This window comes from Intrasporangium calvum (assembly GCF_028446585.1).
GTDB lineage: Bacteria > Actinomycetota > Actinomycetes > Actinomycetales > Dermatophilaceae > Intrasporangium > Intrasporangium calvum_A.
The window spans coordinates 13,701-27,456 of sequence record NZ_JAPFQL010000048.1 but is presented as its reverse complement, the minus strand read 5'-3'; the positions used below and the strand labels follow the sequence as shown (position 1 = coordinate 27,456).

Genomic DNA, 13,756 nt, shown 5'->3' with positions numbered 1-13,756 from the left:
TGCCGTCCGCGCGCGGACCCTGCTTTCGCACACCCTTCCGTATGGCGATACGGTATGGTCATACACATGGAGGTTTCGTCTTCCGCAGCGGCCGCCGGCAGCTTGGCTCGCCGTCGCCGGCGCGCGGGCAGGAGCAAGGGGGAGATCCTCCGGGCTGCCGCGAACGTCATAGCTGAGCGGGGGGCCGAGGCGACCAGGTTCATCGACGTGAGTGAGGCCAGTGGGGTGCCGGTCAGCACCCTGCAGTACTACTTCGGCAATCGTGAGGATCTGCTCCACGCCGCCTTCGGCCACGTTGCCGAAGAGGAGCTGGAGGCGATGACGGCTGCGCTCCGGGACAGCGATGATCCCTGGGAGCAGCTTCGCCGGTTGCTGCGCATTGGGGTGGCCCAGGGGGACCGCATCGACCCGGTGTGGCGCACGTGGGTCGAGTACTGGCGCACCGCGATCCGTGACGACGACGTGCGCGAGGACGCCAGGGCGGTGTATCGGCGCTGGCGGGGCCTGGTCGAGCAGGTGGTGCGGAGCGGGGTCGAGAGTGGTCGGTTCCGCTCCGATGTCGACCCTGCGCTTGCGGCGTTTCAGCTGACTGCTCTCGTCGACGGCATCGCGGTGCCGATCGTGCTGGAGGACTCCTACCTGACAGGAGGGGGGGAAGCTCCCGCCGAGATCGTCATCGATGTCGCCGGGCGGCTGCTCGACGTCACCCGGTGAGGCACCGTGCCTGACCGGCTACTGAGGGACAAGGAGACGTCATGGGACAGGACCTGCCCGGGAGCGCGCGAGTCGTCATCGTCGGGGGCGGGATCGTGGGCTGCAGCATCGCCTACCACCTCGCCCGCCGCGGGGTGACTGATGTCGTCCTGCTGGAGCGCGCGGAGCTGACCAGCGGTACGACCTGGCACGCGGCCGGCTTGGTCGGCCAGCTGCGGGCCACGCACAACCTGACCCGTCTGGCGCAGTACACCAGCGAGCTGTTCGCGTCCTTGGAGGCCGAGACAGGGCAGGCGACCGGTTTCCGCCAGACCGGCTCGGTGAGTGTCGCCGCCGGCCCGGAGCGCTTCGAGGAGCTGAAGCGGCAGGCGTCGATGGCGCGGGTCTTCGGCTTGCAGGTGGAGCTGCTCGACGCGCGCGGCATCGCCGAGTTGGTGCCCTTGGCACGAGTGGACGATCTCGTCGGGGGTGTGTTCCTGCCCGGCGACGGGGTGACCAATCCGGTCGACACGACACGCGCGCTGGCTCGGGGAGCCCGAGCGGCGGGCGTCGTCATCCGGGAGCACACCCCTGTGAGCCGCATCCTCGTCGAGGGCGGCCGGGCCGTGGGGGTGGAGTGCTCGATGGGCGGGGAGCCCCATCGGATCAGGTGCGACGTGGTGGTGAACGCCGCCGGGATGTGGAGCCGCGAGCTCGGCGGCGCCGTGGGGGCAACGGTGCCACTGCACGCGGCCGAGCACTACTACGTGGTCACCGAACCCATCGAGGGGCTGTCGCCCCGGATGCCGGTGCTGCGTGACCAGGACGGCCACGCCTACGTCAAACCGGAGGCAGGCAAGCTGCTGGTCGGATGGTTCGAGCCCGTGGCCAAGCCGTGGCCCCCCCGCCACCAGAGTGGACGCTCCGTGATCCCCGAGGACTTCTCGTTCGGACGGCTGCCCATCGACTTCGACCATCTCGAGCCGATGATGGAGAGCGCCACGCACCGGGTGCCCGCCCTGGCGCAGGCCGGGATCCAGCTGTTCTTCAACGGTCCAGAGTCCTTCACCCCGGACGATCGCTATCTGCTGGGCGAGTCCCCCGAGGTCGCCGGTCTCTTCCTGGCCTGTGGCTTCAACTCCATCGGGATCCAGTCCTCGGGCGGCGCCGGAAAGGTCGTGGCGGACTGGATCATCGACGGGCACCCGCCGATGGACGTGTGGGACGTCGACGTCCGCCGCATGATGCCGTTCCAGCGCAACGCCTCGTACCTGCGGGACCGAACGGTCGAGACCCTGGGGCTGCTCTATGCGATGCACTGGCCCTACCGCCAGCCCGAGACGGCGCGAGGAGTACGTCGTTCCGTTCTGCACGACCGCCTCGCGAGCAGAGGGGCGTGCTTCGGCGTGGTGGCGGGGTGGGAGCGGCCCAACTGGTACGCCCCGGCCGAGACGGTGCCTGAGTACCAGTACAGCTTCGGGCGACAGAACTGGCTGCCGTTGTCGGGCGAGGAACACCGGGCCGTGCGTGAGGGCGTTGGACTGTTCGACCTGTCATCCTTCGGCAAGTTCCTGGTCCAGGGCCCCGATGCTGAACGCGTGCTCAACCGGGTGTGCGCCAACGAGGTGGCCGTCCCGGTCGGGTCCATCGTCTACACCCAGTGGCTCAACGACCGGGGCACCATCGAGGCCGACGTGACAGTCACGCGCGAGGCCGAGGACCGCTTCCTGGTCGTCACTGCTGCAGCGACCCAGACCAGGGACCTGGCCTGGCTCACCGCGCACGTCCCGTCGGAAGCCCGCTGCATCGTCACCGACGTCACCTCCGGCCTCGCGGTCCTCAGCGTCATGGGTCCGAGATCGAGGGAGCTGCTCGCCGGGCTGGTGGACGTCGACCTGGACAACGAGCACTTCCCCTTCGGCACCTCCCGCGTGCTCGACCTCGGGTACGCCCGTGCCCGGGCGAACCGGATCACGTACGTCGGCGAGCTGGGCTGGGAGCTCTACGTGCCGACGGAGTTCGCTGCAGGCGTCTTCGACACGATCGAGGATGCCGGTGGCCCGTTCGGACTCAGGCTCTGCGGCTACCACGCGCTCGACTCGCTGCGCATGGAGAAGGGTTACCGAAGCTGGGGTCACGACGTCTCCACCGACGAGACGCCTCTGGAGGCCGGGCTCGGGTTCGCCGTGGCCTGGGACAAGCCCGGCGGGTTCATCGGCAGAGAAGCGCTGCTCACGCAACGCGAGAGCGGCCCCCCGCAACGGCTGATGCAGTTCCGGTTGCCCGACGACAGCCCACTGATCTACCACAACGAGCCCATCTGGAGCGACGGGCGCATCGTCGGCCGGATCACCTCCGGGGCCTACGGGCACACGATCGGCGCGCCGCTCGGTCTCGGCTACGTCTCCACCGAGCACGGCAGACTCGATGGCCCCGCTCTGCTCGCCCGTGAGTACGAAGTGGAGGTCGCCTGCGAGCGCATCCCGGCCACGGCATCCATCCGACCCCTCTACGACCCGTCGAGCAGCAGGGTGAAGTCATGAGCGCCGAGCCCGGTCCCTCGCCGTACGACATCCTCTTCGAGCCGGTGCAGATCGGCCCCCTGGTCACGAAGAACAGGTTCTTCCAGGTGCCCCACTGCAACGGCATGGGATACCGCGACCCCAGCGCGCAGGCGGCAATGCGCCGCGCGAAGGCCGAGGGCGGTTGGGGCGTCGTCTGCACCGAAGAGGTCGAGATCCACCCCACCTCGGACCTGACCCCCTACATCGAGCTGCGGGCCTGGGACGAGAAGGACCTGCCCGCGCTCTCCCTCATCGCGTCAGAGATCCACGCAGGCGGCGCCCTGGCGGGGATCGAGCTGGTCCACGGAGGCCTGAACGCCCCGAACCTGACGACGAGAGAGACGCCGCTCGCGCCGCACCACCTGCCCGTGGCGACCTACGGCTATCCGCCCGTCCAAGCTCGCGCGATGACCAAGGAGGACATCGCCGACGTGCGCCGTTGGCACCGTCAGGCCGTGGAGCTCTCACTGCGTGCCGGCTATGACCTGGTCTACATCTACGCCGGGCACGGGATGGGGACCGCCCAGCACTTCCTCTCGCCGAGGTACAACCAACGAACGGACGAGTACGGCGGCAGCACGCGCAACCGGATGAGGCTGATGCGAGAGCTGCTCGAGGACACGCTCGAGGCCGCTGAGGGCAGGGCCGCGGTGGCCTGCCGCATCAGTGTCGAAGAGCCGCACGTGCCCGACGGCTTGCGCCGCGAGCACCTCGAAGAGGTCCTGTCCGAGATCGGCGAGCTGCCGGACCTCTGGGACTTCGTTCAGGGCGACTGGGCGGAGGACTCCAACACGTCCCGCTTCTCCCCCGAGGGTGGGCAGGAGCAGCTCGTCCGCGGCTTGAAGCAGCTGACCAGCAAGCCCGTCGTCGGGGTGGGCCGGTTCACCTCGCCCGACATGATGGTCCATCAGGTCCGCTCCGGGGTCCTGGACCTGATCGGAGCAGCGCGACCCTCGATCGCTGATCCCTTCCTGCCCAACAAGATCCGCGACGGACGGCTGGCGCAGATCCGGGAGTGCATCGGCTGCAACATGTGTGTCTCCGGCGACCTGACCATGTCGCCGATCCGCTGCACCCAGAACCCGAGCATGGGGGAGGAGTTCCGGCGCGGCTGGCACCCCGAGCGCATCCGTCCCCGGCACGCGCCGGAGCGCATCCTCGTCGTGGGATCCGGCCCGGCCGGGCTGGAGGCCGTACGGGCGCTCGGCCTGCGTGGCTACGACGTGGTGCTGGCCGAGGCGACTCGTGAGCTGGGCGGAAGGGTCGTGAAGGAGGCTGCGCTCCCAGGCCTGTCCGCATGGCGCCGGGTGGTCGACTACCGACTGCAGGCGATTGCCGGGCTGCCCAACGTGGAGATCTACCGGGAGAGCCGCTTCTCGGCCGACGACGTACTGGAGTTCGGCTTCGAGCACGTGGTGGTCGCGACCGGTTCCTCCTGGCGCGCGGACGGGGTCGCGCGGTGGCACACGAGCCCGATCCCGATCGGCACGGGGGCGGAGGTGCTGACGCCGGACCACCTGATGCGTGGGGAGCGGCCGTCCGGGCGGAGGGTCGTGCTCTTCGACGACGATCACTACTACCTCGGTGGAGTGCTGGCCGGGCTCTTGCGCCACGAGGGCTACGACGTCGACCTGGTGACCCCCGCACCGTTGGCGTCGGCCTGGACTGAGCAGACCCTGGAGGTCGAGAAGGTGCAGCGAGACCTCCTCCTCTCCGGTGTCCGGATCCGGGCCAACGAGGTGCTGATGTCCGTGGCAGCCGACTCGGTCCGGATCGAGAACGTCTTCACCGGCGCCCCGCAGGAACTGCCCTGCGACACGGTGGTGATGGTGACTGCCAGGCTCCCTGAGGACGCGCTTCACCAGCAGTTGCTGGCGGCCGCAGCGAATGGCAGCCTCCGCTCGGTCGAGGCCATCGGTGACGCGTGCGCCCCGGGCACGATCGCCGCGGCAGTGTGGTCGGGACGACGCTACGCCGAGGAGTTTGGCGCCGAGCCCGGCGGACGGGGCGCATCCCTTCCTCGCCGCGAGGTGACCGAGCTCTGGTCGCCACCGGGCCCCGCGCCCCGATCCACCCTCGCCTGAGCAACCGTCACGGCCCATCGAAGCGGACGGGCCACTGGCACGGCATCCACCACGCCGAGGCAGGCCTGATGATCACCAGGAGCTGCCGCATCTGAAGATCGCAGCCGCGAGCGGGATGCATGCTCAGCCACCGCGGGACGCGCTCTCGCGGTGAAGCGAGCTCAGCGGCATACGGCATGGTCCGTAGGGTTTTGGCAAGATCCTGGAAGAGATGGCCCGGCGCGAGCCTGCTGGACATGAGTGAGACAAACAAGTGAAGTGGGGCCTGTGCTTAGCGTGCTCGCGGTCGTCGTCGGCGTCCTCGTCGGCATGGTCGGGGTTGGTGGCGTGCTGCTTCCGCCGGGGCTCGTCGCCCTGGGCGACATGACGGCCAGCGAGGCGACCGCCACCAGCACGTGGGCGTTCGTCTTCACTGGTGTCGTCGGCACGATCGCCTATGCCTGGCGCGGTGTTGTGCCATGGGACATGCTCGCGCGGCTGGCGATGGGAGTCGTGCCAGCGGCGTTCGCCGGTGCGCTCGTCAACGCCATCCTGCCGGGGCCCGTCGTCCTGCTGGGGCTGGCTGCGCTGACGCTCTTCGTGGGCGTGCACCAGCTGCGACCGCGTGCAGTACGAGACGGCCGGGCCGAGCTGGGCACCACAGCCCTTGTCGTCATTGGCGCTCTCGTCGGGTTCGGGTCTGCCCTGACCGGAACGGGAGGGCCGGTCCTGCTCGTACCGATCCTGCTGGCGGTGGGTGTCGCGCCATTGAAAGCTGTCGCAGTGAGCCAGGCGGTGCAGCTGCCGGTGGTGGCGTCGGGGTCGGTCGGCTACCTCCAGACCGGCCTGGTCGACGTGGGTCTCGGGACGGCCCTCGGAGGACTTGCTGCACTGGGCGTCGTGGTGGGCGCGGCCGTGGCGACGAGGATCCACGCCGACGGACTCCGGAGAATCGTTGCGGTGGCGTGCATCGCTGCTGGTGTCTTCCTCTTGGTTCGCGTGACTCTGTAGCCGCCGAGTCTCTGCTGTGCAGCTTGGCGCGTGATGTCGAGGGCGGCGCCGACGACGGTCCAGGAGTCGCCGGCTTCCGGCCGTGCTGGCCGGGACCGATCACGAGCAGACGACCCTCGCCCGCTTATTCGTACTCGACGAGCCGGATGGCGTGGCTCCCGGTCGAGCAGTCGGCTGCGGTTCTTCGGTGACCGCCGTCATAGACTGCGGCGGGTGAGCAACCCGCCGGTGTACCCCACGATGGAGGACGTCATCGGCGGCACGCCGCTGGTGCGTCTGCAGCGCCTTCCGGGGCTGGAGAACGAACGCCGCGGCAACGTGCTGCTCGCCAAGCTCGAGGGGAACAACCCGGCCGGTTCGGTGAAGGACCGGCCGGCGATCAGCATGATCCGCGGCGCCGAGGAGCGCGGGGAGATCTCCCCCGGCGACACCCTGCTGGAAGCGACGTCCGGCAACACCGGGATCGGCCTGGCGATGGCGGCGGCGATCAGCGGCTACCCGCTGATCATCGTGATGCCCGAGGACGCCTCCACCGAGCGGATCCAGACGATGAAGGCGTACGGAGCCGACCTGGTCCTCACCCCGGCGCGTGGCGGCATGGAAGAGGCCCGCGACGTCGTCGCGCGGATGGAGCAGGAGGGCCGGGGCCGGGTCCTGGACCAGTTCGGCAACCCGGACAACCCCCGTGCCCACGAGGACGGGACAGGCCCGGAGCTGTGGCGCCAGACCGACGGACGGATCACACACTTCGTGTCCGCGATGGGCACCACTGGCACGATCACCGGGGTCTCGCGGTTCCTGAAGTCGCGCAACCCCAGCGTCCAGATCGTCGGGGCACAGCCCGCGGAGGGCTCGAAGATCCCCGGAATCCGTGCCTGGCCCCCGGAGTACGTGCCGAGGATCTTCGACCCCTCGGCGGTGGACCGGACCGTGGAGGTCACCCAGGCCGACGCGGAGGAGACGGCCCGCCAGCTGGCCCGCCAAGAAGGCATCTTTGGAGGGGTCTCTGCGGCCGGCGCTTGCTGGACCGCGCTGCAGGTGGCCGAGGAGGTCGAGGGGGCGACGATCGTCTTCGTGGTCTGTGACCGCGGCGACCGGTACCTCTCCAGCGGCGTGTTCCCCGCCTGAGAGTTTCCGCTGACGCCCGGAGACATCCGTCGCGGGTGGGACGGCCCCCTCCACCGCGCCACCGCACGATCGCCAAACAAGCGCCGGATAGGCGCGGGTCGTGGCAGGGCCTCAAGGGCGGAGGCGCTCGGTGTGCTGGCCAGTCAGGTCGGCGATGAGCTCGAAGTCCTTGTCCAGGTGGAGCACCGTCAGACCCGCGAGCTCAGCGGTGGCCGCGATGAGCAGGTCCGGGATGGACGGGGCGCGGTGACGGCCTCGGTCAGCCAGCAGCAGCTGGACCTCGAGTGCCCGGTCCTCGATCGCGGGCGTCAGGTATTCGACTGGCATCATCGAGATCGGCGGGGTGGCGAACACCGACCGCGCGTCGGCGGCGGTCCGGGCCGAGTAGCCGACCTCCAGTCGGGTCATGGTGGTGATCCGGACGAGGCCTCGTTCGATCCGGCCGGCCCACTCCTGGGCGTCGGGACTGGCACCCAATCGGACCAGGGCGGACTTGTCGATCAGCCAGTCCGTCACCGCCACGCGTTGTCCATCGTCAGGTCGTCGGTGAGGTCGGCGAACCTGTCCGCGAAGGAGCGGAGATCTTCGACGGAGACAGGGGCGTTCGCGGTGGCGGCGTCGGCGGCCAGACGTCGACGAATGTACTCCGCCCGGGAGAGGCCGAGTCGGGCCGCGTGGGCATCCACGCCAGCTAGCACCGCATCTGGAACATCGCGAATCAGTACGTCAGCCACGCGCACCACCTCCTAGATACCTGATGATATCAACCGCTATCCATTCCGTTCGCCGCCGCGCGGTCTCTCTACATGGCGCAGCGACGCTAGCCCTATGTGGGCGAATGGACGGATAGCCGGAAACAGCCACCCCCGACTGTCATGGCGGTGGTCCACGGTGTGAGGGCCGGTCTCGGCGCTGCGGGGACGGGCGCTCTCCGGCGCAAGGGCCTTGCGTGTGCTTCCACGACAGCCGCGCACGAGGATCGACGCCCATGAAGGTCGCTCGCGTTGCCTTGGATCGCCCGTGGCTGAAGGACGTGCCGAGGCCGCCACGAGGGCCGACGATCTCCGAGCTCCCCCGGTCGAGCGGACACCGTCCTTCGTCCCGACGCGCAACCCGGGTGGTGGTCTGCGACACTCGGCCGCGTGCTCTCGATCTCCCATGCCCCCGCGGACTACCTCTGCCCGTTCTGCGGCATCCAGCGTGGCGAGTATGACGAGCGCAACCAGCCGACGGACGTGGTGGCGGTCACCGACCGGGCGTATGCGCGTATCGCACCCAAGTGGTGGCCTGGCAACCCGGGCGCAGCACTCGGTCCCGTGGCAGAACGCTAGTTGCAGCGTCCGCAACTGCTCTTCGGAGGTCCTGCCCAACCGAGTCATCCTCGTCGACCAACTCGGTGACCGCGCGAACTCTTCCCATGCGGTTCCACGCGTGGCATCCGGCTCGGAGGTCACCGGCACATGAAAGGCGGCCAGGCTCGCGAGTCCGCGGCGGCGCAGGACCTTCTGCCCTAGACGCCTTTTCCGGGCCCCACAATCATCAACATTGAGGTGATTGGTTATGTCCCAGACTGATGTCCCCATCAACAGTGACCCAGCACCTGAGCTTCGTCGCCGGATACCGTCACGGCGACGGTATCTACTGGCGGCACTCCTGGCAGTCGGCGGAATCCTCGCCGCTGTTGCGTTGGCACTCGTCCTTTATGGCGCGCTGGCAGATCACTCTGACGGCTTCCAGCGAGCGAGTGTGCCCGGTGAACTCACGCTGCACGTTGATGCTCCGGCTACCTACTACGTGTACGCCGAAGGGGAGCACTTCCTTCCCCGGTCGGTCCGGGTGACTGACCCGGCGGGTCAAGGCGTAGCTGTCGAGGCCGTTCCCTCGGGTCCCCATTATGAGCACGGCGGCACCGGCGGGGCGGCCATCGGCAAGTTCGATGCGACGTTGGCCGGGGACTACCGGATCGCGGTGCCCACTGGCACCGCAAATGAGAGTCGCTTCGCGGTTGGTGCCCCCTTCCCGCTCTGGATGTGGCTGCCGCCCGACCCGGTTGCATGGGCGATCCTGATAATGGGTGTCGGCTCGGGCATCGTCATCGCCACAAGGACCGCCTCCCAGCGTCGTCGCGGTCGGGTTCTGTAGCGAACCGCCCCAAGGACCGGCACCGTCCGCGACAGGATTGCCGGCAGCCACCCATGCCGTGTTGAGGGCGGCTACGCGCGCCCGGTCCTGCCGCGCGCGCTGACGCCCGATGGCCGAATCTGACCCAACATGTTCATTCCGCTCGACACAGTGAGTTCGACGCCCTGGGCGAGCGCTTCGTGGCCGCAACGACCGCGGATATGGACAGTCGGCTCGGCCGCTTTCGCAGGATCGATGCCGAGGACGGGTGGCGACATCGTGGCGCTGATGGGAGTCCGGTAGGAGCGCTCCGGCCACGGACGCTGAGCAGCGAGCCCAGCGGCATACGGAGTTGGTCGTATGCTGCTGGGCTCGGTTGAGTGCCCGGGTGCCCTCTGCGGCGGAGAGCCGAATCGCTGGTTTCGCCAGTTTCCGGACATGGGCGCTCCGACCGGTCAGACAGTAGGACGGGGTCGGGTGTCAGTGGGGCCGCCTCGCGCTGGGGCCGGCCCGAGTGGCCGACCACTCCAGTAGCACCAAGGGCGACCGACCCGCGCGAGCGATCTGTTCCCGCCCGGTGACCTGCACGCCACCGAGCGCATGGAACCCGCGGTGGGGCACCTGCCAGGTGGTGGATCAATGCTTGGTTCTTACGGACCCCTCACTGAAGCGCGACCTCATGGGAGGTCTTGACTGGGGGTGTCAGGTAAGTCACCATACAAGTCGTACGTACAACCTGTACGGCATGTCTCGACGATGAGAAGGACGACACTGATGTCTTCAGCCACCAAGGAGACCACGAAGGTCACCGAGCAACCATTGGAACGCGAGCGCCTGCCGCTCTACCAGTGGATGAACAAGATCCCCGGCGGGCTCATGCTGATCCCGCTGATCATCGGATCCATCATCGGCACCTTCGCCCCTGGTTTCCTCGAGCTCGGCTCCTTCACCACGGCGCTGTTCAAGACCGGCGCCCTGCCGCTCATCGCGCTGCTCATCTTCGCGACCGGCACGCAGGTATCCGTCAAGACAAGCGGCCCGGTCCTGGCCACGGGCGCCGTCGTGCTGGTGGCGAAGTCCATCATCCCCGCGACGATCGTCATCCTCATCGGCCGCCTCGTCGGCCTGGACGGCATCGCCGGGATCTCGATCCTCGCCCTGCTCGTGGCGGTCGACAACTCCAACGGTGGCCTGTGGCTCGCCTTCACCGGCCGCTACGGCGACAAGCGCGACCGCGGCGCCTACTTCGCGTCGGCCCTCAATGACGGCCCGTTCTTCTCGATGCTGTTCCTCGGCGCCTCGGGCCTGGCTGACATTCCGTTCTCGCTCATGCTCGCCGCGATCATCCCCTTCCTCCTCGGCATGCTGGTCGGCAACCTCAACCCGCACTGGCGCGAGGTGCTGCGCCCCACCCGGCGATCGTCATCCCGTTCTTCGCGCTCGCGTTGGGCACGGGCATCAACCTTGGCAACATCGTCAAGGGCGGTGCGCAGGGCCTCCTCGTCGGCCTCGTCATCGCGCCGATCACCGGCCTGTTCGTCTACCTCGGCTACAAGTTCATCCTGCGCCGCGGCTACCGCTCCGGAATCGGCTTCGCCGCAGGGACGACCGCGGGTAATGCCATCGCGACGCCCGCGATCATCGGAGCAGCCGACCCCAAGATGCAGCCCTACGTCGAGGCCGCGACGGCGCAGGTGGCCGCAGCCGTGCTGATCACCGCCATCATCGCCCCGCTCCTTGCCTCCTTCGTCCTGAAGCGAGAGGGCGGCCTGCTGAGCGAGGAGGAGATTGAGGCGCTGGACGAGCGCGACTTGGGAGTGTCCGAGCCCGAGCCCCTCACGGAGCCCAAGCTGTGAGTCGCACCCGGCAGGTCCTCGTCCTCGCTGACGACATCACCGGCGCCAACGACACCGCAGTGCAGTTCGCGCGAAGCGGCTGGCGTGCCTACCTCGCGCTGACCCAGGCGGGGATGGGCGTCCTCGACGAGGAGCAGGTCGTGGTGGCGCGCAGCCTCGGGACCCGCGCCGAGAGCGCGGAGGCCGCCGCAGCACGCACGGAGCTCGCAGTCGTCGAACGCGGCGCTGGTCGACACGTCTACCTCAAGATCGACTCGACGATGCGCGGGAGCGTCGCCGGCCAGCTCGCCGGCGCCGTTCGGGGGAAGCGCACCTATGAGCCGGAGTCGTTCGCCGTGCTGTGCCCCGCCTACCCCGCCATGGGTCGTACCGTGCGGAACGGCGAGATCCTCGTCGACGGGGAGCCGGCGCACCGAGGACCTGCCGGGCGCGACCCGATCACCCCCATCAACACCTCCACCTTGAGCGAGCTCGTCCCGGACGGCGTCCGAGTCCCGCTGATGCCTGACCCGGCAGACCTCGCCGTGGCGATCAATCGAGCTGCGCTCCACGCGACGTGCGTCGTGGTTGACGCCGAGTCGGAGGCTGACCTCGACTGCCTCGCCCAGGCGATCGGTCACCTCGGCGAGCGCGTCGTCCCCGCCGGCTCGGCCGGGCTCGCCATGGCCCTTGCAGCCCGCTGGGGGGCGAGTCTTCCCAGCCGCACCGCAACGGACGAGGACACGCCGGAGCCAGCAGCACGGCATACGGCCGTCGTCGTCAGCTCTCAGCACCAGGCGGCCCTCGACCAAGTGCGCGCGACGCTCACCGACCTCCCGGCGTCCGCCATCGGCTCGAGCGTTGCAGCGTGGGAGGACGTCGCCAGCGAAGAGGGGACTCGCCGGTGGGCCGAGGACGTGCTCGCGCACGACGGCCGACCGATTCACCTCCTCCAGGCACCACCCCTCAACCGAGACCGCGGCGGCTCCGGCTCCGACGGGCCACGCGTCGCGAAGGCGCTCGCCGACGTCGTGAGCCGACTTGCCGACGCACGTCCGAACGACCTGGCCCTCGTGCTCGTAGGCGGTGACGGTGCCGCTGCGGTCCTCAGCCGGCTTGGTGCTGAGGCATTGCGCGTAACCGGCGCCCTCGTCGAGGGCGTGCCGGTCGGCACCGTGGTCGGTGGACGTCACGCGGGGCTCCGCATCGCGACCAAGGCCGGAGGATTCGGGGACAACACGACCCTCACGCGCATCGTTTCCAAGCTGAACCCGACCCTTGTAGGAGCAGACCAATGACCATCCCCGTCCTCGGCGTGACGCTCGGCGACGTCGCCGGCATCGGGCCCGAGATAACCGCGCGGACGCTGCTCGACCATCCAGCCCTTCGGGAGGCGTGCGTCCCCGTCGTCATTGGCGACGCCGATGCCGTGCGGCGGGGGGTCGAGGTCATTGGCAAGGACCCGTCCGTCGTCCGCATCATCGACGATCCCCGCGCCGCGACCAACAACCCGGATCTGATCGAGGTCGTACAAGACGGCCCGTCGCTCGGGCACGTTCCCTTTGGGTCCGTCCATCCCGACGCGGGCGACGGCGCCTACCGTTTCGTCGTCCGGGCCTGCCAACTAGCCCAGGACGGCGCCATCGATGGCATCGTGACGGCCCCGCTCAACAAGGAGGCGATGCACCTGGGTGGGCACCCCTACCCGGGTCACACTGAGCTGCTGGCCGAACAGTTCGGCGTTGACAACTTCTCACTCGTCCTGTCTGCCGGGGATCTCTACTTCTTCCACCTCACGACCCACGTCTCGCTCCGTCAGGCCATCAGCGATGTCACCCCTGAGCGGACCACCAACGTCCTCAACCTCGTCCACGCGTTCACCCGCGCGCTCGGTCGCCCCGACGAGGCCATCGCCGTCACCGGCCTCAACCCGCACGCCGGCGAGAACCGGCTCTTCGGCGACGAGGATGCCGATGTGCTGGCGCCCGCAGTCGAGGCGGCCAAGGAGCGCGGCATCAACGCCCACGGCCCGCTGCCGGCGGACGCCCTCATCCCGCAGGCCGTCAAGGGCAGGTGGAACATGGTCATCGTCTGCTACCACGACCAGGGTCACGCTCCCTTCAAGGCTGTCTACGGGGACGATGGCGTCAACATCACGGTCGGCCTTCCTGTCGTGCGGGTCTCCGTCGACCACGGGACCGCATTCGACATCGCGGGGCAGGGCGTGGCCCGTGAGGCGAGTCTCGTGCTGGCGACGGAGCGAGCCGCAGCCTTGGCTCTAGGGTGGGGCGAGGTGTGGGGCGCGGCTAGCGCGGGCACTCTGGCACGCTGACCACCGGAC

11 protein-coding genes and 1 pseudogene are annotated in these 13,756 nt (G+C 69.0%); 10 read left to right on the top strand and 2 right to left on the bottom strand.

The window, feature by feature from the left end:
• The first annotated feature begins 66 nt into the window (after positions 1 to 66).
• From OO014_RS11875 to cysM, 5 genes are all read left to right on the top strand, one after another.
• On the top strand, positions 67 to 714 hold the full coding sequence (locus tag OO014_RS11875; RefSeq protein WP_272462531.1) for a TetR/AcrR family transcriptional regulator: 648 nt from the start codon (positions 67 to 69) through the stop codon (positions 712 to 714).
• Between the two features lie 41 nt (positions 715 to 755).
• Entirely contained in the window at positions 756 to 3,236 is a 2,481-nt protein-coding gene (locus OO014_RS11870) for a GcvT family protein (RefSeq protein ID WP_272462530.1), read from the top strand.
• A complete protein-coding gene (locus OO014_RS11865) occupies positions 3,233 to 5,341 on the top strand; it encodes an FAD-dependent oxidoreductase (RefSeq protein WP_272462529.1) in 2,109 nt (702 codons plus the stop codon). Before OO014_RS11870 ends, OO014_RS11865 begins: the two co-directional genes overlap by 4 nt.
• A gap of 267 nt (positions 5,342 to 5,608) precedes the next feature.
• Positions 5,609 to 6,331: a sulfite exporter TauE/SafE family protein gene (locus OO014_RS11860; protein WP_272462528.1), complete on the top strand. Its 723-nt coding sequence runs from the start codon at positions 5,609 to 5,611 to the stop codon at positions 6,329 to 6,331.
• A 240-nt stretch (positions 6,332 to 6,571) separates the two neighbouring features.
• On the top strand, positions 6,572 to 7,459 hold the full coding sequence (cysM, locus tag OO014_RS11855) for a cysteine synthase CysM (RefSeq protein ID WP_420485507.1): 888 nt from the start codon (positions 6,572 to 6,574) through the stop codon (positions 7,457 to 7,459).
• Between the two features lie 111 nt (positions 7,460 to 7,570).
• Here the strand turns inward: cysM and OO014_RS11850 are convergent, their stop codons facing one another.
• Both OO014_RS11850 and OO014_RS11845 read right to left on the bottom strand, forming a co-directional pair.
• Entirely contained in the window at positions 7,571 to 7,981 is a 411-nt protein-coding gene (locus tag OO014_RS11850) for a PIN domain nuclease (RefSeq protein WP_272462526.1), read from the bottom strand.
• Positions 7,972 to 8,193 (bottom strand): ribbon-helix-helix protein, CopG family, encoded by a 222-nt coding sequence (locus OO014_RS11845; RefSeq protein ID WP_272462525.1) that lies wholly within the window; start codon positions 8,191 to 8,193, stop codon positions 7,972 to 7,974. Before OO014_RS11845 ends, OO014_RS11850 begins: the two co-directional genes overlap by 10 nt.
• Before the next feature lie 408 nt (positions 8,194 to 8,601).
• Between OO014_RS11845 and OO014_RS11840 the strand changes: the two genes are divergently transcribed.
• The 5 genes and pseudogenes from OO014_RS11840 (at position 8,602) to pdxA (ending at position 13,747) form a co-directional block, all read left to right on the top strand.
• On the top strand, positions 8,602 to 8,790 hold the full coding sequence (locus tag OO014_RS11840; RefSeq protein ID WP_272462524.1) for a hypothetical protein: 189 nt from the start codon (positions 8,602 to 8,604) through the stop codon (positions 8,788 to 8,790).
• A 229-nt stretch (positions 8,791 to 9,019) separates the two neighbouring features.
• Positions 9,020 to 9,601: a hypothetical protein gene (locus OO014_RS11835; RefSeq protein ID WP_272462523.1), complete on the top strand. Its 582-nt coding sequence runs from the start codon at positions 9,020 to 9,022 to the stop codon at positions 9,599 to 9,601.
• Positions 9,602 to 10,336: 735 nt separating this feature from the next.
• A pseudogene (locus OO014_RS19375) lies at positions 10,337 to 11,436 on the top strand (2-keto-3-deoxygluconate permease).
• On the top strand, positions 11,433 to 12,713 hold the full coding sequence (locus OO014_RS11820; protein WP_272462521.1) for a four-carbon acid sugar kinase family protein: 1,281 nt from the start codon (positions 11,433 to 11,435) through the stop codon (positions 12,711 to 12,713). Before OO014_RS19375 ends, OO014_RS11820 begins: the two are co-directional and overlap by 4 nt.
• On the top strand, positions 12,710 to 13,747 hold the full coding sequence (gene pdxA / locus OO014_RS11815; RefSeq protein ID WP_272462520.1) for a 4-hydroxythreonine-4-phosphate dehydrogenase PdxA: 1,038 nt from the start codon (positions 12,710 to 12,712) through the stop codon (positions 13,745 to 13,747). The genes OO014_RS11820 and pdxA overlap by 4 nt, the downstream gene beginning before the upstream one ends.
• Positions 13,748 to 13,756: the final 9 nt, after the last annotated feature.